The organism is Ensifer sp. ENS11 (assembly GCF_014851895.1).
GTDB classification, from domain to species: Bacteria; Pseudomonadota; Alphaproteobacteria; order Rhizobiales; family Rhizobiaceae; genus Ensifer; species Ensifer canadensis.
The window spans coordinates 18,266-44,091 of sequence record NZ_JACVAN010000032.1 but is presented as its reverse complement, the minus strand read 5'-3'; the positions used below and the strand labels follow the sequence as shown (position 1 = coordinate 44,091).

The 25,826-nt window shown below is 61.0% G+C and carries 19 protein-coding genes; 11 read left to right on the top strand and 8 right to left on the bottom strand.

The window, feature by feature from the left end; all coding sequences use genetic code 11:
• Positions 1–60: 60 nt before the first annotated feature.
• On the bottom strand, positions 61–1,170 hold the full coding sequence (locus tag IB264_RS32650) for an extracellular solute-binding protein (RefSeq protein ID WP_025431404.1): 1,110 nt from the start codon (positions 1,168–1,170) through the stop codon (positions 61–63).
• A gap of 410 nt (positions 1,171–1,580) precedes the next feature.
• Between IB264_RS32650 and yghU the strand changes: the two genes are divergently transcribed.
• On the top strand, positions 1,581–2,495 hold the full coding sequence (gene yghU / locus IB264_RS32645) for a glutathione-dependent disulfide-bond oxidoreductase (RefSeq protein WP_192435107.1): 915 nt from the start codon (positions 1,581–1,583) through the stop codon (positions 2,493–2,495).
• 10 nt (positions 2,496–2,505) lie between these two features.
• On the top strand, positions 2,506–2,883 hold the full coding sequence (locus IB264_RS32640) for a hypothetical protein (protein WP_192435106.1): 378 nt from the start codon (positions 2,506–2,508) through the stop codon (positions 2,881–2,883).
• 183 nt (positions 2,884–3,066) lie between these two features.
• On the opposite strand, the gene IB264_RS32635 is transcribed toward IB264_RS32640, so the two are convergent.
• The 7 genes from IB264_RS32635 to IB264_RS32605 form a co-directional block, all read right to left on the bottom strand.
• Positions 3,067–4,176 (bottom strand): glycoside hydrolase, encoded by a 1,110-nt coding sequence (locus IB264_RS32635; RefSeq protein ID WP_041692985.1) that lies wholly within the window; start codon positions 4,174–4,176, stop codon positions 3,067–3,069.
• Positions 4,177–4,180: 4 nt separating this feature from the next.
• Positions 4,181–5,353 (bottom strand): polysaccharide pyruvyl transferase family protein, encoded by a 1,173-nt coding sequence (locus tag IB264_RS32630; protein ID WP_057217254.1) that lies wholly within the window; start codon positions 5,351–5,353, stop codon positions 4,181–4,183.
• Positions 5,354–5,395: 42 nt separating this feature from the next.
• Positions 5,396–6,574, bottom strand: a complete 1,179-nt coding sequence (locus IB264_RS32625) for a polysaccharide pyruvyl transferase family protein (protein ID WP_057217255.1) — start codon at positions 6,572–6,574, stop codon at positions 5,396–5,398.
• A gap of 36 nt (positions 6,575–6,610) precedes the next feature.
• On the bottom strand, positions 6,611–9,286 hold the full coding sequence (locus IB264_RS32620) for a glycosyltransferase (protein WP_192435105.1): 2,676 nt from the start codon (positions 9,284–9,286) through the stop codon (positions 6,611–6,613).
• Positions 9,276–10,733 (bottom strand): DUF6212 domain-containing protein, encoded by a 1,458-nt coding sequence (locus IB264_RS32615; RefSeq protein WP_128090533.1) that lies wholly within the window; start codon positions 10,731–10,733, stop codon positions 9,276–9,278. The genes IB264_RS32620 and IB264_RS32615 overlap by 11 nt, the downstream gene beginning before the upstream one ends.
• Positions 10,734–10,951: 218 nt before the next feature.
• Positions 10,952–12,181, bottom strand: a complete 1,230-nt coding sequence (locus IB264_RS32610) for a glycosyltransferase family 4 protein (protein ID WP_171520742.1) — start codon at positions 12,179–12,181, stop codon at positions 10,952–10,954.
• Positions 12,182–12,229: 48 nt separating this feature from the next.
• Positions 12,230–12,802 (bottom strand): MarR family transcriptional regulator, encoded by a 573-nt coding sequence (locus IB264_RS32605; RefSeq protein ID WP_025431413.1) that lies wholly within the window; start codon positions 12,800–12,802, stop codon positions 12,230–12,232.
• Positions 12,803–12,994: 192 nt separating this feature from the next.
• On the opposite strand from IB264_RS32605, the gene IB264_RS32600 reads away from it, so the two are divergent.
• From IB264_RS32600 to IB264_RS32560, 9 genes are all read left to right on the top strand, one after another.
• Positions 12,995–14,776 (top strand): type I secretion system permease/ATPase, encoded by a 1,782-nt coding sequence (locus IB264_RS32600; RefSeq protein ID WP_192435104.1) that lies wholly within the window; start codon positions 12,995–12,997, stop codon positions 14,774–14,776.
• Entirely contained in the window at positions 14,773–16,173 is a 1,401-nt protein-coding gene (locus IB264_RS32595) for an HlyD family type I secretion periplasmic adaptor subunit (RefSeq protein ID WP_192435103.1), read from the top strand. Before IB264_RS32600 ends, IB264_RS32595 begins: the two co-directional genes overlap by 4 nt.
• 265 nt (positions 16,174–16,438) lie before the next feature.
• Positions 16,439–17,098 carry a calcium-binding protein gene (locus IB264_RS32590; protein ID WP_025431416.1) on the top strand — a complete coding sequence of 220 codons (660 nt, stop codon included), beginning with the start codon at positions 16,439–16,441 and terminating at the stop codon, positions 17,096–17,098.
• Positions 17,099–17,390: 292 nt separating this feature from the next.
• Entirely contained in the window at positions 17,391–19,415 is a 2,025-nt protein-coding gene (locus tag IB264_RS32585) for a glycosyltransferase family 2 protein (RefSeq protein ID WP_246811871.1), read from the top strand.
• Positions 19,412–20,251 carry a class I SAM-dependent methyltransferase gene (locus IB264_RS32580; protein WP_025431418.1) on the top strand — a complete coding sequence of 280 codons (840 nt, stop codon included), beginning with the start codon at positions 19,412–19,414 and terminating at the stop codon, positions 20,249–20,251. The genes IB264_RS32585 and IB264_RS32580 overlap by 4 nt, the downstream gene beginning before the upstream one ends.
• Entirely contained in the window at positions 20,248–21,501 is a 1,254-nt protein-coding gene (locus IB264_RS32575) for a glycosyltransferase family 4 protein (protein WP_192435100.1), read from the top strand. Before IB264_RS32580 ends, IB264_RS32575 begins: the two co-directional genes overlap by 4 nt.
• Before the next feature lie 9 nt (positions 21,502–21,510).
• A complete protein-coding gene (locus IB264_RS32570) occupies positions 21,511–22,242 on the top strand; it encodes a hypothetical protein (protein WP_192435098.1) in 732 nt (243 codons plus the stop codon).
• 14 nt (positions 22,243–22,256) lie between these two features.
• Positions 22,257–24,485: a hypothetical protein gene (locus IB264_RS32565; RefSeq protein WP_192435096.1), complete on the top strand. Its 2,229-nt coding sequence runs from the start codon at positions 22,257–22,259 to the stop codon at positions 24,483–24,485.
• Positions 24,482–25,816 (top strand): glycosyltransferase family 4 protein, encoded by a 1,335-nt coding sequence (locus IB264_RS32560; RefSeq protein ID WP_025431422.1) that lies wholly within the window; start codon positions 24,482–24,484, stop codon positions 25,814–25,816. Before IB264_RS32565 ends, IB264_RS32560 begins: the two co-directional genes overlap by 4 nt.
• Positions 25,817–25,826 lie beyond the last annotated feature (10 nt).

The window sequence follows — 25,826 nt, the reverse complement described above, 5'->3', positions numbered from 1 at the left end:
CGGCCCGGAGATCGCCGAAGCGCTCCGGGACAGGTGTAAGCTATGCGAAGCTTCGCCTGATCAGGCCGCCTTGACCTCTGTGGTCGCACGGTCGATCATTTCGTTCTTCATGTCGCGGTTGACCGACGAGAAGAAGATGATGCGCTCGACTTCTTCCTGAGGAAGCGTCGAGGCGAGCTTTTCGCGTTCGTTGAGCAGATCGCCGACGCCGTTCATCGTCGAGCTGTAGCCCGACTGGCGGGTCATTGCAGCACCTACTTCCGGGCTCGCCAGGATGGCGTCGAGCAGCTTGTACGCATTCGCTGCGTTCGGCGCGTTATTGACGACATTGAGTGTGTAGCAAAAGCCGAACGTGCCTTCCTTCGGCACTGACAGCTGGATCGGATGACCGTCGATGATCAGCTTTGCAGCCGGGCCAGACCACGAATGGGCCAGATAGATGTCCTCGTTGATGAACATCTGCTGCACTTCAGACCCGGCATCATAGTACTTGCGAACCATGTCCTTGTTCTTGATCAGGAAGTCGCGCGCCTCGTTGGTCGCCTTCTGGGCGACGTCCGCTTTACCGGCATAGCTGACGAAGTCGCCGTCATGGCCGAGATATTGCATGACGATGGTCATGAAATCGCTGACGATGTAGGAGGTTTGGCCCTTGAACTGCGGATCGAACATGATCTCCCAGCTCGGCGCCTCCTTCACATAGTCGACGTTGCGGGCGAGACCCTCGTAGCCGGCCAGGATTGGCAGACCCCACAGATTGCCGTCGACACGCGCCCAGGGCGCGTCCTGATAGGCGGGATTGAGGTTCTTCCAGTTGGCAATCTTGCCGGTGTCGAGCGGCTGCAGCAGCTTTGAGCTGATGAACTGCGAATAGCGGTGGCCGGCAACGGTGACGATATCGGTCGACGGATTAGCACCCTCGGCGGTAAGCAGGTTGTACTGTTTGCCCTGGTCGTCGGTCAGACGGATGCGAACCTCGATACCGGTGTCCTTCTGGAACTTGTCGATGAATTCCTGCGGCAGGAACTTGTCATAGGTGGTGATGTTGAGGACACCATTGTCGGCCCAGGCCGGGCGCGGACGAATAATGTAAGGCGCCGCAAGAACAGCCCCTCCCGCACCAAGCAGTTTCAGCGCAGTTCTACGATTGATGGATACAATTTCACTCATTTAAGTCCCCCTTTTTTAGTTTTGACTTGTGAGAGCAGGTATTCTGGAATGTTCACGCACCAACTGGGCGCATTCGTCCGCCGGCAACATGGTGTCGCTGCGCGATCTGTAGAAAAGGCCTCCCCGCCTTCGTCCGGTATACCGAACTTTATATCCGCTAAACAGGAATTGACCTGTATAATGGACGAATGTCAAGCGAGCTTTGCAGGAAAATTACTGGGATCATCGACCATGATGGGGTGGAATCGAACCCGAGAAAAAACGCACAGGTCCGGTTGACGGAAACCGCCCAGCACGGTCTCTCTGGTTTCGTCGCTCAAAGTCGTGATTAACAGTGATTGCTTTCCTATATCGAGAGATGCCAAACCCGGCAGAGTGACGTGTTTCCGAGAAGACAAGGTTGAATTTTCATGACCGAGAAATCCCCCGCCGATAATTTCCCCGCCGGCTATGCACTTCCTAAGGTCTGGACCTGGGAAGCGGGCAATGGCGGCGCGTTTGCCAGCATCAACCGCCCGATTGCCGGCCCGACCCATGACAAGGCGTTGCCCGTCGGCAAGCATCCGCTGCAGCTCTATTCGCTCGCCACACCCAATGGCGTTAAGGTCACGATCATGCTGGAAGAGCTTCTGGCTGCCGGCCATTCAGGCGCGGAATACGACGCCTGGCCAATCCGCATCGGCGATGGCGACCAGTTCGGTTCCGGCTTCGTCGAGGCCAATCCGAATTCCAAGATCCCGGCGATGATGGACCACGCGCCGAAGGGTGGCGGGGCGCCGGTTCGCGTTTTCGAATCTGCTTCCATCCTGCTCTATCTCGCCGAAAAGTTTGGCGCCTTCCTGCCAACCGAGCTTCGCGCCCGCACGGAAACGTTCAACTGGCTGTTCTGGCAGATGGGCTCCGCGCCCTTTCTCGGGGGCGGCTTCGGCCATTTCTATGCCTATGCGCCGATGCACATCAAATACGCCATCGACCGCTACGCCATGGAAGTGAAGCGTCAGCTCGACGTGCTCGACCGCCATCTCGAAGGCAATCGGTTCATGGCCGGGTCCGAATTCACTATCGCCGACATGGCCATCTGGCCCTGGTATGGCGGCCTGGCCCTCCACCAGACCTATGGTGACGCCGGCACCTTTCTCGATGTAGGGAGCTACAAGCACGTCCAGCGCTGGACGGCCGAAATCGCGGCGCGTCCGGCAGTCAAGCGCGGCCGCATGGTCAACCGCCTGAGCGGTGATCCGTCGGAACAATTGCACGAACGCCACGATGCCTCCGACTTCGACACGAAGACGCAGGATAAGATCGCCCAGAAAGAGACCGCGTAAGGAGAGTGGAATGGCCAAGCTGCCTGATATGACGAAACACCGGGGATTTCCCTACGCCATGCCGGGTACAGGCATCCAGTTCGTGATCCGTCGCGCCAATCCAAAGGGGGCAACGCCGATCAAGGCGTTGCCCCGCCATGCGCGGCCGGGCTCGGGAGCGCACCGCATCGACGCGGCCTTCCTCCACGCCCTTTGGCATCATTTCGGCGCGGAACCGTTCGAACGTGGCAATCTTGACGCCGCCCGGCTGAACCTCCTGTTCGGCCGCGAGGTCTTGGCTGTGGACAAGGACTTCGACCCGGTGTCCTATGAAGCCTTGTTCGTCATCAACGAAAAGGTCGCTCGCCAGAGCTTCCCGGAATCGTTCGAGGACGTCTTCGAGGTATGAAGGTAACGGGCCGCGACCAGTGCGCCTGTTAGCGGCCCGCACCAGCAGATACGGGGATCAATGGCGACCTGAGCCAAACGTAGGGCGAAGGCAAACTCTCCGAACCTGGAGGCGACAATGCCTCGACACGACGCGGGCCATCCTCGCCCCCACGCGCAAGCTGCCCCGATTGAGGGCCGTCAGCTAGTTCGGAGCGATTGCCTTGATACCGGCAGAACTGAGCTGGCCGCATCGCCAGACACCGTAGCCGGCGTTGGTATCCCAGTCATAATAGAAAGCGGCTTCCAATCGCCCTGACGACATGAGGTCGCTAAAAACTGATCGTATCGCCGCCACCGCCCCGGTGCGCTTCTGGTCGTCGAGCGGGCAGGAACGGGCGGAGTTCGCCACGCCCCATTCGGTGATCCAGCAGGGCTTGCCTGTGTCCCCTGCCCCGCAGAAACGAAGGAGTTCGCGGATATAGCCGGCAAGCTTCGGCCCTGCCTTACGTCCCGGATAGACGTGAATGCCATAGGCGTCGACATACTCATCGAGCCCACGCAATTTAAGAAGGGTGATCACTTCTTCCGGGTCCAGGCGCTCCATGCCCCTATGATCCGCCTCCCCGGCGCTCATGTCGGACAAGCCGGCAGAAACGACCACCGCGTCGCGGCTATGGATCGTCGCCTTCAGCTCCTGCCGGGTAATCCTGGCAACCTCCACATAGGTTGCCAGTCCTCGCTCGAAGGCCTGCCTGTTGCGGATGTCGGAGACACGGCGCGGTGTGACGGCACCGGGTTTTCGATAAACGACGAGATCGCCATTGTAGGCGCTGTAATTGATCTCGTTACCGGGCTCGACGGCCATCAGCGTAACGCCTGCATCGTCCAATCTGCGCAATGCCGCCTTGAGGCTTTCGCGGTACTTCGCCGGATCGAGGTCGGAGAGGCGGCGAATGTCCCAGATACGACCGAAGCCGGTTCGAGCACGAACCTCATCCGCGTAGTAGTCGGGATTCGCGAGCTGAATCTCCAGCAGGATCTCCAAGCCGAGGCCATGAGCGATCTCGACCGCGTCGATGCTCTTGTCTACCGGGGCCGACAGGGATAGCCGCACGTGGGTTGCGCCGCTCGCGGCGATGTCACCAAGGATTTTTCTCTGCTCGTCGGGTGTCTGCCAAGCGAGATTGACCCTATTGATCCCGACGATCGCCGCCGGGTTTTGATCCTGTGCGATCGCCGATCTGGGCTCGAAGACAAGAAGCGAAATCAGCGCGCAAAGAAGGACTTTGCGCGCTGCAACCTTCCATGCCACGCGCTCAGATCCCAATCTGGCCGAGCACATTTCTGAAGTTGGTCTCACAGGCGCGATAACGGTCGACGGCCGCCTCTGCGTCGATCTTGGAAAGGAAGTTCGAAAGATAGGTCCGCTTGTCGGCCTCGCGATTCCAGGTCGCCGCCTCGATATAGGGGAAGCCGATGAACTCGAGCATTTCGCGCATGCGGTCGTCGACCGCGATCATCAGCGCCGGAACGCCGGCCTGCATGCCGATGATGCAGCCATGGAATCGACGGCCGAAACACATGTCTCTGGTCGTCGTCCAGCCTCGCCATTGGTTTGTGTCGAAGAAGGCGATCAGCTCGTGTTCGCGCTGCCACTTCTCCTTGTGCTTGTACTGCGTCGCCCCGGTAATACGTCCACTGGCGCGATCGTAAACCGGGGTCGTATCCTCACCCGGCAGATCGAGATTGTAGGCGATGACCTCGTCCTGGACCACATAGCTGGCAACGGACTTCGGCCCCAGTAGTGCGTGCGCGTCGACGATCGTGTCGGCGACGCTGCCGAGGTAACCACCGAAGGCGATCTTCTGCGCGTCCGCCAAGGCCGGATTGGCGAGTGCCGTGAGCGATCGGACCATTTCGTTCGGGGCGAAATAGAGCGAAGGGCAGCCCGTCGGCTTGACGAATTTCATCCCCTGCTCTCTCAGGAACTCCGCGGTAAAATAGCCGCGTGTCAGGAAGAAGCTTTCCCTGTTCCTGAGCACGTCCAGGAACTTGAGCGTGCCTGCCGGCAGCAACTCCTTGAGACCTTCCTTGCGCTGGATGCCGATGCCCATCACCACCACGGGCATCTTCAGCTTGGCGAAAACCTCGGCTTCGAGATCGGCGGAATATCCGGGCCGCAACAGGTTGGCGGAAGCGAAGACGCAGATATCGAATTCGCGGTTGGCCTGCTCGTAGAGATCGTCCGAGGTGCGATTGTTGACCAGGTGCCAGAAGGGCACATAGGTGACATCGTGCCCCCGCAGGCTTTGTGCAGCACCCTCGCCGATCAGATAATTGCCGGTATTGGCGATTCGCCTGACCTGGGAGAGGAAGTCCTTCTTCGCCGTCACCTCGTCGAAATAGGGGCGATGGTGCACCGTCATACCGGCAACTGAGCCGATCGTGCGCTGCAGATACGAGGGGATCCCTGTAAGTAAGATACGCATAACTGTCCTTTGAACGAGCGCTTGGGAGGATGCCGAGTTCTGCTAGTGACCGATGCCGATTTCCCGCAAAGTCGAACGGAATGTGCGCTCGCGATCGGAATATCTGTCGACGAGCTCCGAAGCATTGAGCTTCCCCAGATGGTCGGCGACGAATTCGCTGCGGTTCTCGGCGCTGTCGATCTCGTTGATGTCGACTGCAGGCAATCCGGTGTAGCCGAGCATTTCGCGCATGCGGTCGTCCACCGCGACCATCAGGCTCGGTACGGCCGCCTGCATGGCAATGATCGAGCCGTGGAAACGGCGACCCAGATTGAAGTCCATCGACGAAGCCCAGGCTCGCCACTGGTTGGTGTCGAAGAAGGTGCGCACCTGGAATGGTTTGCCCAGCCTGTCGGCGCCGGGATAGGCGAGGTTGCCCACCATTGTGCCCGACGCCGTGTCGTAGACGCGCCCCTCCCCATTGGGCTCGACGCTCATGTCGAAGTGCAGAAACTCGTCCTGGACCACGTATTGCGGGACGCTGTCGCCGCCAGGCAGAGCCTTGGCATCCAGGACCGTATCCTGATTGCCGCCAAGGTAACCGGAGAAAATGGTGCGCGCCTTGCCGACATCGACCTCAGGCAGCTTTCTGAGCGATTTCCGCATGTTGTCGGGCATGAAATAGACGGACGGGCAACCGGTCGGCCGCACGAAGTTAAAGCCTTGATCTTTCAGGAAACCTTCCGTCTCGAAGCCGCGCGTCAGGAAGAAGTGCTCACGCTCCTTGAGAATGGCCAGCAGCCGTTTCGTGCCCTCTGGCAGATTGTTCTCCAGGTCCTTGCGGTTCTGCTGACCGATGCCGAGCATGACGATCGGCATCTTGAGCTGCTCGAGCACATCGGCTTCCGCGTCGGCTGAAAGCCCCTTGCGCAGCAGATTGGCGCAAGTGAAGACGCAGATGTCGAAGTTCGAGTTGAATTCGTCGAGGCCGACGCCATTCTTGGCGCAATTATAGAGATGCCAGAACGGCACGTGCTTGGCGTGGGGTGAAAGCGCGCGCAGGGCACCTTCGCCGATGAGGTAGTTGCCGGTGTTGCTGATATTGCGCAACTCCTGCAGAAACTCCTCTTTCGTCTCCGGCTGTTTTTGACGCTCCGCATAGGAGACGGACAAACCGTGGGCGCCATTGACGAGGCGGGTGTAGTGACCGGGAATACCGGTCACAAGAATCCTTGCAGGCATGCAATCGACCTTTCTGCTTGAAATACCGGCGTGGGCTCAACTGGCCGCCCGGATGCCGGCGTCTACCGCTGGATCCGCTGGAAAGACGGCCGTTCTTGACTGGGACGAGTTATCGACCCAGGTGTCGCACCACGCGAGAAACTGCGAAAACGAGGATGTCCACGAACGACGGGATGCAGTCTTGATGCAGCCTTCGATCAGCGGAGCAAGTTGGTCTGGGTTGCGGGCAACCGCCTCGATGGCCTGTGCCATCGACCTGACGACTTCGGGATCGGCCGCCGCATGGATCAGCACGCCATCTTCGCCGTCGATGATGAGTTCGTCGACGGCGCCAACCGCCGTGGCAATCGGAACGCATCCGAGCTGCTGCGCCTCGGCGATGGCGAGCGGCGCACCTTCCCAACGGGACGGCATGACGAGCACATCCGCCCAGGACAGTGCCTTGATGAGTTCCTTGCTGGCGAAGGCCGGTGGACGGACGTCGACGGAGAGGTCCTTCAATCGTTCCGTCCATGAGACGCTCGAGTCGGCAAGAATCTCGCCGCCGACGGCACGCGCCTCGAATGGAACATTCCTCGCTCGAAGCTCGGACAGCGTCGCTGCCAGCCTGTCGATCCCCTTCTGCCGATCAAGTCGCCCCATGTAGAGTACGTGCAAGCGCGCATCGTCGCGCGGCTGCCGTCGGGCGGCGATCACGTCTGCCTGGACTTTCGGTGGCACCGTAAAGCCCGCGCTGTTGGAGACGGCAAAGACCTTTGCGTGCGGCACGCCGAAACTGTGCAGGTAGGTCTTCAACTGCTCGGAGCAGGTCAGGAACGCGTCGTAGCAATGTTCGTGAGCGATCGCAGCAAAAGGCTGGCCCGCCGGGCGCTTGAACGCGGTGTTGTCGACGACGTGAAGATAGCATGCCGTGCGCGTTCCCTCGGAACGCAGCCGGGCGATGAGGGGATGTACGGCCATGACATGGTTGTTGATCACCAGATCGAAACCAGACAGCTGGCCCTTCAACGCCTGCCAATCGACTCCATGCTCGTCGGCGATAAAATCCTGTCCGAGGAATGAGCCCGACCCGCCCCATGCAGGAACGCCGGCATCCCAGAAGTGAATGTGATCAAAGCTCGCATCGAATTCGTCGATGACATCCATCTTGGCGCTGCCGAGCACGAACAGATGTGTTTCGAAACCGGTTCGCTTCAGCTCGCGCGCGACAGCATAAATGACCTTTTCGGCCCCACCGAAAGAGGCGTTCGGCACCAGCAGAGCCGCAGTGCGCTTGCCGGAGCTGTGCCCGAGCGGCAGGACCGGCGAACCGCCGACTTCCCTTCGCAGCTCCTTGTATAGCTCGCCATAGGGCACCAGCCGCGAAGGTCGCCATGTCCACCGTTTGCCCGCCGTATGGCGCAAGGGGCTCGAAGCAATGGCATTGATGCAATTGATCATCATCTGCTGCGGCGTGATCAGCGAACGGCGCGACAGGCTCTTGGGGAAGGGAAAGCGAACTTTCAGCAGCGTCACCGTCGGCCAGATCTGCTGGTTGCCGATCGATGCGAACCACTCCAGCGCGTTGTTCTGGATCACGTCTCTGACCAGCGGCGTCGGAAGGAAAACAAGGTCAGCCGGGCCGACATTCTGCGAACCTGCCGGTAGTGCAACCGCCTCGATCCCGCGCTTCACGCCGTCATTTGCAAGTTGAACGAACAACGCGTTGGTATTTTCGCTCAACCGCTCCAGGTGGGCGAGAATGTTTGGAAGCATGCGCGAGCGCAGCAAGAGATCGAAAGCCGAACCACTGCCCGCCACGAGAAAGGGCGGGAAGTGTGCATTGTCGGGTTCGCCGACATTTGCCCAGAACGCCGGGATGATGTCGTCCAGCCGAAGCACGGTTGGTGCCTTGGTCGGATCGGTAAACAGCGAGATCGACGCATTTTCGGTGCGGGCGAAGAGATAGCGCGGCGCTTCCTCATGCTCGAAATCGACGAGCATCGGGCGGCGATACAGAGCCTTGTGGCGTTTTCTGAGGTAACTGACCGAAGTAGCGCGCTCCCGGTTGGCTTCCTTGAAACGGCTTTCGGCGCGCAACCGATACTCGAAGACCGTGTCGTGGCATGGCACCCCGACGAAGCCATTCTCGATGCAGGACAACCAGAATTCCCAGTCTTCAAATCCGTTCTGCCGGTCGTCGCTGAAGCGCACGCCGGCGCGGAAAACGTCGATGGAAATCAGCGACCCCGTGTCGCAAATGTTGTCCGTGATGCAGTGCGCCAGTCGCGAATATTGATTGCCGTAATGCGCGCGCCACGACACGGAGAACGTATCGATGTTGGTATAGACCCAGCCACAAGCACTGCTGCCGAGCTTTTCATAGAGGGTCTCGATGGTGCGAGGCAGAACACGATTGTCGGCATCGAGGAAATACACCGCCCGCGCCTCGGGCAGATGCTCGAGAATGAAGTCGATGGCGCGGTTGCGGGCACCACCCGGCCCCGCGTTGCGGCCGAATATCACGTGAATGAACGGATGGACCGCAGCATAGAGCAACAGCTGGTCGAACGTTTCGTGGCACGGGTCGCCATCGACCGAAACCACGATCGCGAGCCTGGATGTGTTCAGATCGGACGCAAGAGCGGATTCGATGGCTTCCAGGACAAGCGCCGCATGACCGTAAAGCGGCATCGCGATGGCGATGAGATCGGCCTCCGGATTACCTGGCATTCAGGGCCTCCGTCGACTGCTTTACCAGTCGGAAGCTCGACAACTTGAGCCAGCAAAAATCGACGGTCTCATCCACGGCCCGGCTGAGGATGATCAGATCCATTGGCACGCGGATCGCCTCGTCCATCTGCATGCTGATGCTGATGGATTGCTGGGCACCGACCTCGCGCCAGCCGCTGAACAGGGTCGAAGGTTTCACCGAACCCTTGCGCGCGAGCTCGGCGACTTCCGCGCGCGCGTTCGAACTGGCGGGGCTCAAGAGAAAACTGACTGCTGCCGGCGCGCCCTTGGGATGATCGATAATGGCGCTTGCCGACAACGAGACGGTGCCAGGCTCGATGGCGCGGTTGATCGCCCCGGCTGAGATACCGGTCGGCAGCGGGTGGCAGACGATCGCATGTTCGTGTTCGAGGAACCGGATCGTCTGGAAATCCGGGACGATCTGGGTCACCGAAACGTCAGTGATCTGGCTGAGCTTCTCGATCCCCAGCCTGTAGTCGACGGTGAATTGTCCTTCCAGCAAACTGGTGGGAGCGATCATGTTCGCGGTGCTGGCGGGCTTGACCCCGGGCAGCCCCGTAAACACCCGGAACGCGAGCGGGCGCAGGTCGAGGTCAGGATGCGGGTGTTCCGATCGCGCCGAGTAGCGCTCGCTGGCGATGTGGTGCCCGAGCGAAAGGCCAAGCGCGTCGGAGCCGCTTGCAGATACGCGCAGGCGAAGGGTTCTTGCCGCGCCGCCGCAGGCACGCGGCAGAGAAAAGAAGTTCCAGCCGGAAACCAGGCCGACATAGGGAACATTCCATTCCGCCACGCCTTCGCCACTTTCCAGGTAGTTCAAAGTGACGATCAGCTCTCCACTGCCCTTCGGCAATGAGTGCAGATGTAGCGCGAAGCCGGCGACCCCGAGGCTCGAGACGGGCAGGAGCTGCTCGATGAACGCGCTGCTCAACAGCTGCCCTACACCCTCGTCCTTCGGATCGGCAAAGGGATCATGGCCAAAGACTTCGGCGACCGGCTCCCAGTTTCGCGCATGGAAGGCGTCTTCCAGAAGGCGATAGTTTTCGAACAACTCTTCGCGCTCACGCCTCAGCATGGCGAGTTCCGACGTGATCGAAGCCGAATATCGGGCGAGCCGACCTACGCCGTCTTCGGCAAGCGCACGCAGGAGCGCCGAGCTCTCCGCCACATTGGCCGGGTCAAGACGCAAGACCGCCAGCTCCGGCAGCGTTCGCAAGGCAGACAGTCGCGCCAGCCCCTTCTTCAGGTCCACCTCTCCCTTGTCGGAAAAGGCGACCGCGGCGATCGGAAACGTATCCTTCAACGTGTCGAAGGAACCACCGTCGGCTTCCACATAGTCCACCAGATGGGCAACATTGCTGCCCTGCAAGATCGCCCGATCGCGATCCGATGCCAGAAGCAGCTTTTTCAAACCGAGCCGAGGCCCCATGGCGGAGTGTCTTACTTCTTGCACGTAACGCCCTCAGAAGAAACGATAACGCATATCGATGGAGTTTCTGAACCGACGACAGCTATACTGTCGATCGCCATTCATCACGCTGATTACGTAGCAGTGAATTTCGCAGTGCACAACGGCAAAATACATAGAGCGTCCAACAATAAACATAACAAATACTTCAATATTTGAAGTATTCTGAAATGTTATTGTCACATTGCTGCCGGACGCCCCGTCATCGTTGTCATAAGGTCTCGCTGACGCAGCAGACAATCCTCGAGCCGGAAGCGCCGCTCGACAGTCCTTCGCGCTGCCGCCCGCATGCCGACGGACGCCTGCGGATTGCTGACGGCGCCGAGGATTGCTTCACTGAGCGCGTCGGCGTCGAAGAACGGCACAAGGATACCGTTGTGACCCGAGCGAATGACTTCGCGAACCGGAGGCGTGTCGGATCCGATAACCAAGGCGCCGCATGCCATGGCCTCGAGCACGGACCAGGAAAGCACGAACGGATAGGTCATGTAGACATGGGCCGCGGAGACCTGAAAAAGCTGGCGAAGGATGTGGTGCGGGACAACGCCTGGAAAGATGATGTTGTCAGGCGGCACGTCAAGCGAGGCGAGCAGGTGCGATTTCCACGATCCACCACCAGGAGGCGGCGGCCCGTAGCTGGTTCCGTCACCTCCGACGAAGACGAAAACCGTGTCAGGACGCTTCTTCACGACTTGAGCGGCGGCCTGCAGCGCCTGGGGAAAACCACGATAGGGCTCAAGATCGCGGGCGACAAAGGTGACCACCGGCGGATCGTTGGCCTTCAGCACGCGACCGTCCGGAAGCCGCACCGACGCCGAAGCGTTGGGGCGGAACAGCGCGGTATCGATACCTTCGTGGCAAACGGCAATGCGCTCGCGCGTATCGGCGGGATAAAGGCTCTTTTGCCATTCGGTGGGGCTGATGCCGCCATCCATGGCTTCCAGTGACAGCAATTGCGCGACGTTGCGCAGTCGCAATCTCTTGCGCTCTTCGAGGTCAGGTTGATCGTCGGGCGCAAAGCCGATATCGGCCCCCTGCGACCGATAGAAAAACTCGCAGTAGCCAAGGGCCGGAACGCGAGGAAGGGCATCCTTGACGAACATCATGCTGCCCCAGCCGATGTGGCCGACGACGATGTCCGGCGTCATGTCCTGTCGCGTCATCGCATCGAGCGTTTCGGCAACGCGATGTCCGATCCGGGCATGGTGATCCGGCACCGCCATGTGCCGAGCGATGGCCGCGGACATGCGCGGCCCAGGCTCGGCCCGGTGCCGAATGACGCGCACGGACGGAATCTTCTGATCCACGGTTTCGGTGATCAGGCTGACGCTGTTGCCCGACCGCACCAGGTCAGCCGCCAACGCGGCGAACTGGCCGAAGCCGCGCCGATGAACAAATGCCACATGCATGCTATCTAATCCGCTACCTGAATGACGTCCACATTGGGTTCCGCCCGGTCACATGTCGTAACGTGACGCGCTGCCCCAGACGAGTTCGAGTTGATGCAGGGTCTGAAAGGCGGTCTCCAGGTTCTGGCGATCCTGATGGCCGCGATTGAGCGCCCGCTCGTAGGCCATCGCCGCGTCGCGCAAGTTCGCCCTCAGCAGCCGGCCCTTTTCCGTCAGCTTGATGCGCGCCGAACGCTTGTCGCGCTGGGAGGCAACCCGATCGATGTAGTCGCCATCTGCCAGTTGCTTCAGATAGTACGACACGTTCGAGCCGACATAGTGCCCGCGATCGAGCAGCTCGGCCACCGAAAGCTCGGCATCTCCGATTGCCAGCAAGACCATGGCCTGAGCCGGACCGATGTCGTCGACACGCAGCTTGGTCAGCTCGGCGCGCACCAAACCGGAAAACCGCCTACTCACCCTCTCCATCAGGCGCGCAAGCTCGAAATAGGTCAGCTGTCGGCAATCGTTCGCGGCTTCGGCTTGATCGTGGGCTCCTACCGCCTTCGACGTCTGGTCCTCCTGCTGGAGCAACGACACATCTTTGATCCCCGTGGACGGATAGAGTACTCTTTCATTCATCCAACTCTCCATTTCGAAATTTACTTCAAATCTTGAAGTAAATCATACTACAACAACCCCTCCCCTCTACCTTGAACTTGCATTACCTCTTACTTTTGTGCCACACATAGCGAAGCAATACTATGCTTCACCCTATTTTAAAGCCAGACGTCCTCCACGGATGGCTTTAACGTCAACCTCAGGCTACCGCCCATGCGTGATACTGTTCGGAACGAGACGATAAGCAACGCTCAAATTTTAGGGGTTCTGCGCCAGGATGAGATTATCAATCCAAGATTGCTAATATTGCAAGCCAAGCGTGTGTTTCTTTCCGTATCGCTTTACGCCGCATTGCTCAGTGTCTGCATAAGCCTGCTTCAGCTCACGATACCGCTGTTCATGTTGCAGATTCATGACAGGGTTCTCAACAGCCAGAGCTTTGATACGCTTACCATGCTGACGCTGCTCGCGATCAGCGCATTGGTCGTCTATGGGGTCCTAGATCTTATCCGAGCCCTAGCTTTCCAGGCCATGGGCAGCGCCATCGTGCGAAAACTGAATGCTCCGGTTCTGGCATCGGCGGTGCAGGCATCGGTGAACCAGGGGCTTACTCGCGCCGCCCAATCCCTCCGCGACCTGTCGGAACTTCGCAGCTTCCTCACTTCATCGGCGGTGGTCGCGCCGCTCGACGCCGCTTGGTCCCCGATTTTTCTAGGGGCGCTGTTCCTGCTGCATCCGCTTTTCGGCCTGATCGGCGTCGTGTCCGTGGTGTTGCTCGTGTGCTGCGGACTGGTCAACGATTTGATGACGCGCCAGCTCACCAAGGAGGCCAACCAGGCGAATGTCGAAGCGGTCTCAAAGATCGCCGGCTCCCTTAGGCACGCCGAAGCGATCGAGGCGATGGGTATGTTGCCGGCGCTCGCAAAGCGCTGGCGCGGCCTGCAAATCCACGCTTTGGGCGCTCTTGAGGCCGGAGGAACCAGGAGCAGGGCGATGGCGTCGCTGACGCGCAGCCTGCGCTATTCGATCCAGGTGATCACGCTCGCGGCCGGCGCCCTGCTGGTTCTCGACCAGGCCATCACCCCCGGCCCGATGATGGCTTCGAGCATCCTTGTCGGCCGTCTGCTCATCCCCTTCGACACGATCATTGAAAACTGGCGCCAATGGGTGCTTGCCATTGCCGGCTGGCGCCGGCTCGAGGCGGCAATCGGCGAAGATCTGGCAATCCGCCAGACGACACCAACGCCCCATTCGGTCGGCGACGTGGGCGACATGATTGTGGATAAACTCGTTTACGCCGTCCCCGGTGTCGAGGTTCCGATCATCAAGGGCATTTCCTTCTCGCTTTCCCCCGGCGAAGTGCTGGGCGTGGTCGGTCCGTCGGCCGCCGGAAAATCGACGCTGGCCCGGCTGCTGGTCGGCATCTTGAAGCCGACCTCGGGTGGGGTCTTTCTCGATGGCCACAATACTTACCTTTGGGAGCGCGGGTCCTTCGGGGAATCGGTCGGATACCTCCCGCAATCGGTATCGCTGCTGGAGGGCACGATCCGGGAAAACATCGCCAGAATGGAAGATGGGGACCCCTACAAGGTCATAGAGGCCGCGCGGCTTGCAGAAGTGCACGAGATGATCGGCCGCCTGCCGCTCGGCTATGACACGCCCGTCGGCGATGGCCACCTGACGCTTTCCGGTGGACAAAGGCAGCGCATCGCGCTGGCGCGCTGCCTCTACAATCGCCCGCGCCTAGTCGTTCTCGATGAACCCAATGCCAACCTCGATTCGCTTGGCGAGCGCGCTTTGGTGCGTGCGATCCAGCGCATGCGCGACCAGGGTGCCATCGTCATCATGATCGCCCACCGGCCATCGATCATGCAGGTCGCCGACAAGCTTCTTGTCCTCGAAAATGGTCGTATCAGCCAGTTTGGGCCGCGAACGGATATCCTGACGACCGTGCCTGGGCCCGGCGAAACTCGGCGCGAGGTTGCTTCCGCATGACCGACAAACAGATGCTTCCGCTTCGTCCGCAGCCTTCAGAGCCCGTTGTCAGACCGCTGACAAAAATCGCCCCTCAGGCGGCACCGACCCTGGCCGATATCGATGAGGCGCATTCCGAACGCGCGCTTCGCCGCCTGATGGTCGCGGGGCTTGCGACCATCATCGTATCCTTCGGTGGCTTCTTCACATGGGCGGTGTCGACGGAACTTAGCAGCGCGACCGTTGCCAACGGCAGCGTGATCGTCGACTCCAAGCGCAAGACGATCAGCCATTTCGAAGGAGGCGTCATGGGGCGCCTTCTGGTTCAGGAGGGCGAACAGGTGGCCGTGGGTCAGCCGCTCATCCTCTTGGAAGACACGCGGGCACGCTCCAACTTGAATGCCCTCACCAGCCGTCGCATCGGCCTCATTGCCAGGCTCGCCAGGCTCAAGGCGGAACAGGACGGCGCCGCCGCAATCGCCTTCCCTAAAAATTTCGGCGAAGCCGGCGAGATCGCCGTCGACGAAGCGATCAAGGCGGAGAATGTCTTCTTCGACAAGCGACACGAGGCCAAGGCCGGGCGCGTCGACGTTCAGACGAAAACCATCGAGGAATATGGCGAGCAGACGAAATCGCTGCTCATCCAGCTTGAAGCGACCGACCGGCAGATCGCCCTCATCACCGAACAGCGCACCGCAATCGCCACGCTGGTCGAGAAGGGCTTCGTGCAGCGCGCGAAGCTCATAGAGGTCGATACGCGCCTGAGTGAGCTCGCCAGAGCGCGCGGCGAACTGGCCGGCGATAAGGCGCAGGCAGAAAAGGCAAGGGCTGGCGCCCAACTCGCGCTGATCGGCATCGAAAGCGAGTTTCAATCGACCATCGCGGGTGAGATCACCACGGCGCGCATCGACCTGACGGATGTCGAAGAACAGATCGTTGCGGCAAAGGATGTCCTGCGGCGCATGGAAATCCGCTCGCCCCAGGCAGGCGTGGTCAGCAACATCTGGCTGCGCACCCCCGGAAGTGCTGTCACGCCCGGCCAGCCCCTGATGGAAATCGTACCGGAAGACGAGCCGTTGGTCGTCGAGATGCGCGTCAACCCTCGTGACATCGACAGCATATCGGTGGGCTCTCCGACGCAGATCCGTCTGACCGCCTACAATCAGCGCTCGCGCATGCCCTTCAATGGCGCGGTGACCTACATTGCCGCGGACCAGACGGTCGATGAGAAGTCGGGTGCCTCCTATTTCACCGCTCGCGCCAAGATCGATGCGGCGTCTCTTGCCGCCGATCCCGATGTTCGCCTGTATCCGGGCGCGCCTGCCGAGGTGCTGATCGTGCACAAGGCACGCCGCGCCATCGACTACCTGGTGTCTCCGCTGACAGAGAGCTTCAATCGCGCTTTCAGGGAAGATTGATCCAGCGCCGGCAAGCGGGATACGTAGTAAACTACTGCAAATATTGAACTAGTTTGCTACTAAACTACCCAATGAATCGCGGAAAACTATGCATAGTTTAATTTCTGTATTGATTTCCCACGAAAATTGGCAATAATGTCGCGAAGATTTCATGATTTAATCTGGAATCGATGTTGAAATATATTCGAGGCCGATGCACACTCCCGGCGCATCAACATCGACCTGGTCGGTGGACGTGCGATTTATCCACCAAGAGGAGAGGCAGATGGCCACACTAGAAGGCGGCGCATACGACGACGCGCTGTTCGGCTCTCGCTTCAACGATTTCATCCATGCTCGAGCGGGTGATGATTTCGTGAGCGGCGGCAACGGACATGACATCATTTTCGGTGACGAAGGTGACGACCAGCTTTTCGGCGGCAACGGCAACGATACGCTGTTTGGCGGCGAAGGCGACGACGTTCTCTATGGCGAGAACGGCAACGATACGCTAACCGGTGGATGGGGTGACGATCTCCTTTCCGGCGGCAAAGGCGACGACATTTTGCTCGGCGGTCAAGGTAACGACTTCCTGTCCGGCGGCAAAGGCAGCGACATGCTCTTCGGCGGTGGCGGCAATGACGTCATCGACGGCGGCGCTGGCGACGACCTCCTGGTTGGCGGTGCCGGCAGTGACGTCTTCGTATTCGACGGCGGCGGCGGCAACGACGTCATCCTCGACTTCACGCCCGGCGAAGATCTGCTGCAGATCTCGAAGGGCATCAATGGTCTCGATATCACCTCGCCTGACGACCTCGCTTCGCGGGTCACCCAGGTCGGCGGCAATGTCATCATCGACCTCGGCCACGGCGATTCACTGACCCTGGTCAACGTCGACGTCGACGACATTCACGCAAATCCCGAGAACTATTTCACGGTTCACTAAGCGTGGACTAGGCGTGCCCTGCATTCCTCCCGCAGGGCGCGCACTCCAAGAGGGATTGAATTTGCCGTTCAGCGATATCAAGCAGCCGAATACCGATCATCGGGACGCAAAGGCATTTCGTTTAGGATCGGACCTGGCTGTTCTCATCTGGGACCTGCCGCCGGGGCTGCCAATTCCAACGCGGCCGGTGCTGACGATGTCAAAGCCGCCGGTGCCGCTCGTGAGCGTAACTCTTTCGCTCGTTGACGGACATCAGCGAACGCTGTGGGCGATGCGGACAGCGAGAGCGCCGATGTCGGCTGTCATTGCCGTCGAAGGCAGCGACAGCGCAGTGCCGATCGGCATCGAACCGGCAAGCGGTCTGCCTCCACTCGACATGGAGCAGCTGTTCCTGGAACTCGCGCCGGAAGCGCGTATCAGATTTCTCAACGTCCTGCTGACGACGTGGCGAAGCGCATTCAAGGTCGCTAGCGACCCATATTTCTCACTTATCGTCGAAGACGCCCTCAACGCATTGGCGCCAACGCCTCGACCGGCGCGCATCACCTGCGAGCTGGGCCGCGGACGGTTCTTGATCGAAACGACCATCAATCCGGAGTTCGACGACAAGCTCGGGATCTATGTCGTGAGCGCTGCAAGCGTCAGCCAATTAAGGCCGAAGGCGATCATCCGTCGCGGCACACGCTCGGCCTGGCAGGCCTGCCACTTCATTGCCGAGATGCCAAGCCTCAGCCCACCCTTTCAGATTGTGCTGCTCAGCAAGAACGGCATCGCCATAAGACAGCTTTCCGAGCGCGAAGCGCAATGTCCAAGCCTTACGCGCTGGTGGGCAGACAATCGCGACGCGCTCGAACTGCGCGAATTGCTCGTTCAGCATCTCGCCGCCTGGCCGAACGGTGGACCGGCGACCGCAATCGACCTGCAGGTCCGGGCGCCCTTGAAAGAGCGTCACGTTCCGAGAGCGGCACAGCAGCCATCCGGACAGGTCGACCTGGCGCTCGCCCTTTCCGACAGCCTGCTGGTCGGCGGATGGTATCATGATCCGTCATCCATGCTCGCCGGCATCGACTATCTGCAGGCGGATGGCAAAGCGGTGCCGCTGGACGGCAATATCTACGAATTCCCCGGATGGGCGCAGACACAGGCCGACAAATCGAAGACGGACGTGACCGGCTTCGTTGCCCGTCTACCCCTCGATCAACCGCTCGGCCCGCTGCTTCAGCCGCGTTTTCAGATGCGGCTCGCCTCCGGGGCCGTGAGGTCCCTCATCCCGCCGCCGCAACCCTTCGAACCCGTGCTGCAGCGAAACCAGATCCTGCGCGCGGTGCCGCCGCAACACGCTATCGACGATGCATTCCGCACGATACTTGCGCCGGCGCTTAGAGAAGTGGAGCAACGTCTGGGCAAGACGGTCGAGGTAAAGCGGACGAGAGACTACGGCCTGCCGCAGCATGCACCGCTCGTTTCCATCGTCATCCCGCTCTACAAGGTTCTCGATTTTCTCCGCTTCCAGTTGTCGGGCATGGCGACGGACCCCTGGCTCATGGAAAACGCGGAACTGGTCTTCGTTCTGGATTCCCCGGAAATTCAGGACGAGACCGAGCATCTGCTCGGCGGGCTGCACCTGTTGCACGGTTTGCCCATGCGGCTGGTGGTCATGAACCGGAACGGCGGCTACGCGCGGGCGTGCAATACCGGCGCGCGTATGGCGCGCGGCTCCGTTCTGGTCATGCTCAATTCCGATGTCGTGCCCTGCGAACCCGGCTGGGTGCAGACGCTGATAGATCCGATCATGAGCGGGGCGTACGGCGCGGTCGGCCCCAGGCTGATCTTCGAAGACAAATCGCTGCAGCACGCAGGCCTCTATTTCGGCCGCGACCAGCGTGGGATCTGGCTGAACCACCACTTCTACAAGGGCATGCCCAGCGACTACATGCCGGCGCAGCAGGCGCGAACGGTTCCCGGTGTCACGGGCGCCTGCCTCGTCACCACGAGGGATCTCTACGAGAGCGTCGGCGGCTTCACCGAGGACTATATCATCGGTGATTATGAAGACAGCGACCTTTGCCTGAAGATCCGCCGGGCCGGCTTCGAGATCGGCTACGAGCCGTCGGCCTGCCTGTATCACTTCGAGCGCCAGTCGATCCGGCGCAGCCAGGACTACATGCGCGGGGTCGCCAGCCAATACAACTCCTGGCTCCACACCCAGCGCTGGGACGATGACATCGCCGCGCTGATGGCGCGCGACCATCGATCGCCGAGCAGCCCCAAGACCGCGTCTCCCGATGACCACGCAATTGAATGGACGAATGCATGATCGATGCCCTGCCCCGCGATGAAATCGGTGCGCCACCGCCACTGGACGACGCACATCTTCGCTGGCTGACCGACAGCGTGTCGCGCAACCGGTTCCTTCCGCAGCCGGACGCGAACAGCATTTTTGTCGGCGACGGTGATTTCCGTGCGATCGGCGCGGAGTTTCTCGGACATTTCATCCGCATGGGCGGCTTGCGGGCCAATCATCGCGTTCTCGATATCGGCTGCGGCATCGGCCGCATGGCCGTGCCGCTCACCCAATATCTCGATGGCGACCGAGGCCGTTATGATGGCCTCGATCCCGTGGAGGGCGGCATCCGCTGGTGCCGGGCGACGGTGACGCCGACCTATCCGAACTTCACCTTCCAACGCCTCGACATCGCCCATGATCTCTACAACCCGACGGGGACGATCAAGGGCCGGGAACTGAAACTGCCATTTGCAGACGCGCAGTTCGATTTCATCATCATGACGTCGGTCGTCACGCACCTGCCGGCTGACGAGGTCATGGCCTATCTGGCGGAGATCGTCCGGGTCCTGGCACATGGCGGCCGTTTGTTCATGACCGCCTTCATCGTCGACGACATCGCCAGGCGAAATGCCACGGGGCGGCGCGATCCGCGCCTTGCCTTCGAGCGCGCCGGTCAGGGGCCTTGCTGGTTCGTACCGGGTCAGCCGCCATTGGCCGCCGTCGGCTTCGACGATGGTTTTCTCGACGGCGCGTTCAATCGCACCGGTCTCTCGCTCGCGCTCAAGTCCTTTGGCCATTGGCGCGAACCGGGCGGCACGCACTATCAGGATGTGCTCGTGGGTGAGCGTCACCGGGGCCGCCCATGAGCAAGCGCATTCTCGTGGTGGCGCACAATCATCCGGCCCTTCATCCCGGCGGCACGGAAGTCTTTGCGCACGATCTCTTCCGCGCCTACCAGCGCGCAGGACACGAGGCCCTGTTCCTGGGCGCGGTCAACCAGGTCCATCGCGAGGCCAGACCGGGCACGAGTTTCCAGGCCATAGGGCCGACAGGCGACGAAATCCTGCTTTGGGCGGGGCATTTCGATCGCTTTTTCATGAGCCAGATCGACCTTTACGGTTTCGTGCCGGATCTGGTGGAACTGCTGCGCGAATTCCGGCCCGATGTGGTGCATCTCCACCATATTCTGCTGATGGGCGCCGAGTTTCCACATATCGTGCGCAGAACGTTGCCGGCGTGCAAGATCGTCATGACCCTGCATGATTACTACCCGATCTGCCATCATGACGGTCTGATGGTGCGCACCGACAAGCGGGAGCTCTGCCACGGCTCTAGTCCGGACCGTTGTCACGCCTGCTTCAAGGACATCAAGCCCGACCGCTTCGCGCTCAGGGAACAACATCTCAAGGCGCTTCTGAGCACGGTTGATTGCTTCGCCGCGCCGAGCGAGTTCCTGAAACGACGCTATGTCGACTGGGGAATTGCCGAAGACCGCATCTCCGTCATTGCCAACGGCCTACCGCCCCAGGCGTTTGAGGCCGGCAAGGACAAACCTAAGAGCGGCCGCCCCGTCTTCGGCTATTTCGGCAACCTGAACCCTTGGAAAGGTATCAAGGTGCTACTGGAGGCGGCGCGCCAACTGATCGCCGATGGCGTCGACTTCGAGCTGCGCGTCCATGGCGGCGCACCGTTTCAGACCCAGGAATTCGTCGCCGTCACCGACCGCCTGTTTTCCGAAACCGCACCCTTCGTCCAGCGGCGCGGCCCCTATCGGCGAGAAGATGTGGCAGCCCTCATCGGCGGCGTCGACTGCACCGTTGTCCCCTCCATCTGGTGGGAAAATGCGCCGCTGGTGATCCAGGAGGCGCAGGCGCAGGGACGCCCGGTGATCGCCAGCAATATCGGCGGAATGGCCGAACTGGTCAGGAACGGCGTCAATGGCCTGACCGTGGCACCCGACGATCCACGCCAGCTCGCAGCCGCCATGCGGCAGGTCATCGAAAAGCCGACGCTTTTGCGACAGCTTTCCGGCCGAGCCGTTCGCCCTGATGACATCGACACCACAGCCGGTCGTTACCTTGCTCTTTTCAATCTCCAGCAGGTTCAGGCCGCATAAAGAGGACCCATGGCCCAAGTCGCAGAAAAACTCGACACGCCGCCGCCCGAGAATGAAGGCGCCAAACCCATCAACGGTCGCGTCGATGCCATCGATGGGGGACGCCTGTTCGGCTGGGCGCACGATCCCGCCGCCCCCGGCCAACGCCTCAAAGTGCGCGTCCTCCTCGATGGCGCACCGGTCGCCGAAGCGATCGCCGACCGCAATCGCCCGGACCTCAAGCGAAACGGGATCGGTGACGGCCAGCACGCATTCGAAATCGCCCTGCCTGAGGCTGTGCAGAAGCGCAGCCGCGATCTTGTCGTCATGGCGTTTACGGGAGACGGAGCGGGGCAGCCCCTGCGCGTGCCGCAACCAGACGAACAGGCAGCCGAAGCGCTGATCGCAGCACCATTGACCAGGGTGCTCGACAAACTGGACGTGCTGATGGCTGCGCAGCGTCAGCTGCAGATTTCCCAACGTTCGCTGCAGCGCGTACCTCATATCGGTGCAGATGCGGCGGAAACCGACGGAGCGGCAGACCCGAGCGCCGGCATCGACGGCCTTCGTGCCGAGATGAGCCGACGGCTCGACGATCTGGACGTGCATCTGCTGCGAATGGATGGCGTCGTGGCGGGCATGGAGAAGACACTCTCCACACTTCAAAAACGGTCGGGCGGCGAGACCAGGCCGCTCGTGTTGCTTCTCTTCGTCCTCATGGGATTTGCAGCCGGAGCGCTGCTGGCATTGCTGGCAAGATGATGATGCGGCAGGCGATGGCGAACGATGAAAGGCCCGCTGGCACCAACGGCACCCGCGCCGCGGGGGCGCCCTTGCGCTTCGGCAAGGGTCGGGCTGTTTCCGCTCGGATCGATCCGGAAACCATGCTCGTCCTTGGCAGCGGACGGGCCAGGGGCCACGCTGTTTCCGTCAGAGCCGATGGCGCCAAGCCCGCGCGAGACGGCGCTTCCGTTGCAAGCTGGCCCTTGACTGCATCGTCGCCGTCGGCGACGCACGGTTTTGCGGCACTCCTGACGCAACCGAATCCCGATGTGCCCATCTCGCTGATCGACGTTGACGATGGGCGCATCAGCGAGCGCTTCATCGTTGCCCCCAGACCGATTTCGATCGAAGACGCGGCAACCCTTATTGCGCAGACCGCAGCAGGAGAAACGGCCGCCGTCGTCAGTCGCCTCGCCGATCAGCTCATGGCGCAACCGGGCAACCGCAACAGGGTTTTCGCCGGACTTTCGCTGATCAAGGCACTGCAGCCGTCCGACGGCTTCATCGAACTGGTCGGAGAGACCCATGACGGCGTCATCGTCATCATGGGCTGGAGCCGCGCGTTCGTTCCCGGCCGTTGCCAGGCCTATCTTCTAGCCGGCGCGACGACCGTCGCCGATTGTTTCGTCGCCAGTTTTGCCCGGCCGGATATACCGGAGGGCGAGCTGGGTTTCATCGCCGTTCTGGAAACGGGCGGGAGGGTACGCGCAGACGCGCTCAAAGGCATCGTCTACAATGCTGGCGGAGGCTGGCACCTGACACCGGCGCATTCGCGCGTGCAGATCAGCGCGGCCCTGGACACTCCGGACCACATCCGTTCCGTGCTGCTCGAAGCCCGGGCAACGCCAGAGGCCATGCTGCGCCTGCGTTCAGCGGCAAACGGTTTCACCGGAAAGGACACGATATCGAGCCTTCCATACCCGGTTCGCCTGGACGTCGACCGGGTGTTCGAAACCGATGAAGGCGACATGCTGATTTCGGGCTGGCTGCTCGACCCGGAGCACCATGTTTCCTCCGTCAAACTGCGGCGACCTGGCGCAGAGGCCAGGCTCGACGACATCTGGACGCGCCTCGATCGGCTCGACGTTTCGCAAAGCTTCGCCGATCAACCCGCATTCCGGGCATCACTCGACAGCGACGATCAGGCCCACGGATTTGTCGCCCATGCGAGACTGCCTGCCGGCAATCTCGACGCTACACCCTATCTTGAACTGACCTTGAGAGAAGGTCGGCGCGCGTTTCTGCCATTGACACCCAAGCGGATGCCGGCGCGACGGGCCGCAATCCAGCAATTGTCTTTGTTCGATGCCGCCAACTGGGCGCTGCCGGCGATCGTCGATCACCAGATCGTTCCGCTTCTCTCCAAGGCCGCCTGCGCCGCGCCGCGCATGGAAACGATCATCGACGTCGGGGTGTTCGACGAAAATGCCGGCGTTCCCATCATCGTCGGCTCCACCGTCGGAATGCCGGAAGTCGGCCCGCTCCTCGCATTGTTTGCGCTCGACCCGCAGACGCGCTGCGCTCCGCTCGTGATCGTTGTCAGCAAGCCCGCCTTCCAGAGGGATCTCGTCCGTCTTAGGCAACTGGCACGGTTTTATGGTCTCTCGGTTCGCCTGGTCTGCGCGGCCGCGGCACAGGATCGCTTCGATCTGCTGTCGGTCGGGGCGGAGGTGGTTTCATGCGACACGATCGTAACCATGGCGGGCTCACTCGTCCCTACCGGCAAAGGCTGGTACGACGCACTGACGGCAGTCGGAGAGGCCCACGTCGGAAGCGTGATTTCGCCGATGCTTGCCTATGACGATCACTCGGTGAAATGGGCAGGAAGCTGGCTCTCCGAGGACGGCGATCAACTGCTGCTCGATCGCTATGCCGGTTATCCGCTGATGGCGATTGCGGCACTGCAATTGACACGGGTCGACGTGGCGTCGCTCGAATGCTGCATCATGCCGCGTGCGGTCCTGAACGACGCGATGCGCGATTGCGGCGTCTATCTCGGCTCAAAACAGAAGGCCTGCGAAATCGGCCTGCGGATCAACCGGGCAGGCACCGCTGCCTATTTGCTGCCGTCGATCCAATTGCTCGGCTGCGACGAGCCGATGTCGGGAGAGCAAAACGGCAAGCTTGCAGCTCTCGCCGAACGCATCGATGCGGAAATACTCAAGTCGCGGTGGCGAAGCGCTCACCAGAGCCAAAGATCGTTTGACAGGATTTCCGCATGAGGGAACAAAAGCTTCGCGTCCTGGTGATCTCGCATGCGCACCCCTCCTTTTCGCTGGGCGGGGCGGAGATTGCCTCGCACAACCTGCACCGCGGCCTGAACGCGATGGAAGGTGTCGAATCCGTGTACTTGGCGGCCGCCTCCCCGCCGCTGCAACGACACGCCTCATCGGCGCTGATGAGTGCGCGCCTGCCGCAGGAAGAGGTGTTGTTCCACACCGATGCCTATGATCATTTTCACCTGGCGAATGAGGACGTCGAGTCGATCGAGCGCGATCTCCTGCGCTTCGTGCGCGACGTGAAACCGGATGTCATTCATTTCCATCACGTTCTGGGGTTCGGTCTCGAGGCGCTCTATGCGGTGCGCTCCGCACTGCCAGACGCGGCAATCCTTCTCACGCTCCACGAATTCGTGCCGATCTGCCACAACCACGGGCAGATGGTGAAACGGCCGACCGGCCAGCTTTGCGAGCAGGCTTCGCCGACCGCCTGCAACAGCTGTTTTCCGGATATTCCGGCGTCAAGGTTCCTCCGGCGTGAAGCGCTCGTGCGGACCATGCTCCTCGATATGGTCGACGCGTTCGTTGCGCCAAGCGCCTTTCTCGCCAAGCGCTATGCGGAGTGGGGCATAGATCGCCAACGCATTCACGTCATCGAAAACGGGATCATGGGCGAGGAAGCGACACCCGCGCGCGAACTTGCGCGAAGCGACGCGCGTCGCAACCGCTTCGCCTTCTTCGGCCAGATGACGCCGTTCAAGGGCGTCGACGTGCTGATCGATGCCATCGGCCGCGTACCGGATGAGATCTGGGGCGATGACGCCTACCTGATGATCTTTGGCGCCAATCTCGAACGCCAGCCGGTCGAATTTCAGGCGCGGATGAAGAAGCTGATCGAGCGAGCCGGTCGTCGGGTCCGCTTCTACGGCAGCTATCAGAATGCCGATCTGCCGAAGCTCATGCGCTCCGTCGATTGGGTGATCTTCCCATCAATCTGGTGGGAAAACTCACCCGTCGTCATCCAGGAAGCGCTGCTGCACCGCCGGCCGATCATCTGCTCCGACATTGGCGGCATGGCCGAGAAAGTTCGCGATGGCGCCGATGGCCTGCATTTTCGCGCCGGCAACGGCCAGCACCTCGCGGATCGGATCGTCGAGGTCCTGAACGACGACACGGTCTGGGACCGCTTGCGCAGCAGCATGCGCGGTCCCTTCAGCTCCAAGGATTGCGCACGGGAACACCTGGGCGTCTATCGCAGCCTGCTGCGCGAAAAAGACGGTGCCGCGCAACGCGAACATCGCGTCGAGATGCGCGTCTCGTCACAGTTCCAATGACGGATTAAGC

Excerpts from the sequence above, each read along its gene's own strand:
- IB264_RS32625 (WP_057217255.1), bottom strand. The coding sequence starts at position 6,574 with ATGCCTGCAAGGATTCTTGTGACCGGTATTCCCGGTCACTACACCCGC.
- IB264_RS32595 (WP_192435103.1), top strand. The coding sequence starts at position 14,773 with ATGACCGACAAACAGATGCTTCCGCTTCGTCCGCAGCCTTCAGAGCCC.
- IB264_RS32640 (WP_192435106.1), top strand. The coding sequence starts at position 2,506 with ATGGCCAAGCTGCCTGATATGACGAAACACCGGGGATTTCCCTACGCC.
- IB264_RS32590 (WP_025431416.1), top strand. The coding sequence starts at position 16,439 with ATGGCCACACTAGAAGGCGGCGCATACGACGACGCGCTGTTCGGCTCT.
- IB264_RS32620 (WP_192435105.1), bottom strand. The coding sequence starts at position 9,286 with ATGCCAGGTAATCCGGAGGCCGATCTCATCGCCATCGCGATGCCGCTT.
- IB264_RS32585 (WP_246811871.1), top strand. The coding sequence starts at position 17,391 with ATGTCGGCTGTCATTGCCGTCGAAGGCAGCGACAGCGCAGTGCCGATC.
- IB264_RS32605 (WP_025431413.1), bottom strand. The coding sequence starts at position 12,802 with ATGAATGAAAGAGTACTCTATCCGTCCACGGGGATCAAAGATGTGTCG.
- IB264_RS32615 (WP_128090533.1), bottom strand. The coding sequence starts at position 10,733 with ATGGGGCCTCGGCTCGGTTTGAAAAAGCTGCTTCTGGCATCGGATCGC.
- IB264_RS32570 (WP_192435098.1), top strand. The coding sequence starts at position 21,511 with ATGGCCCAAGTCGCAGAAAAACTCGACACGCCGCCGCCCGAGAATGAA.
- IB264_RS32600 (WP_192435104.1), top strand. The coding sequence starts at position 12,995 with ATGCGTGATACTGTTCGGAACGAGACGATAAGCAACGCTCAAATTTTA.
- IB264_RS32580 (WP_025431418.1), top strand. The coding sequence starts at position 19,412 with ATGATCGATGCCCTGCCCCGCGATGAAATCGGTGCGCCACCGCCACTG.
- IB264_RS32650 (WP_025431404.1), bottom strand. The coding sequence starts at position 1,170 with ATGAGTGAAATTGTATCCATCAATCGTAGAACTGCGCTGAAACTGCTT.
- IB264_RS32630 (WP_057217254.1), bottom strand. The coding sequence starts at position 5,353 with ATGCGTATCTTACTTACAGGGATCCCCTCGTATCTGCAGCGCACGATC.
- IB264_RS32560 (WP_025431422.1), top strand. The coding sequence starts at position 24,482 with ATGAGGGAACAAAAGCTTCGCGTCCTGGTGATCTCGCATGCGCACCCC.
- IB264_RS32575 (WP_192435100.1), top strand. The coding sequence starts at position 20,248 with ATGAGCAAGCGCATTCTCGTGGTGGCGCACAATCATCCGGCCCTTCAT.
- IB264_RS32565 (WP_192435096.1), top strand. The coding sequence starts at position 22,257 with ATGGCGAACGATGAAAGGCCCGCTGGCACCAACGGCACCCGCGCCGCG.
- IB264_RS32610 (WP_171520742.1), bottom strand. The coding sequence starts at position 12,181 with ATGCATGTGGCATTTGTTCATCGGCGCGGCTTCGGCCAGTTCGCCGCG.
- yghU (WP_192435107.1), top strand. The coding sequence starts at position 1,581 with ATGACCGAGAAATCCCCCGCCGATAATTTCCCCGCCGGCTATGCACTT.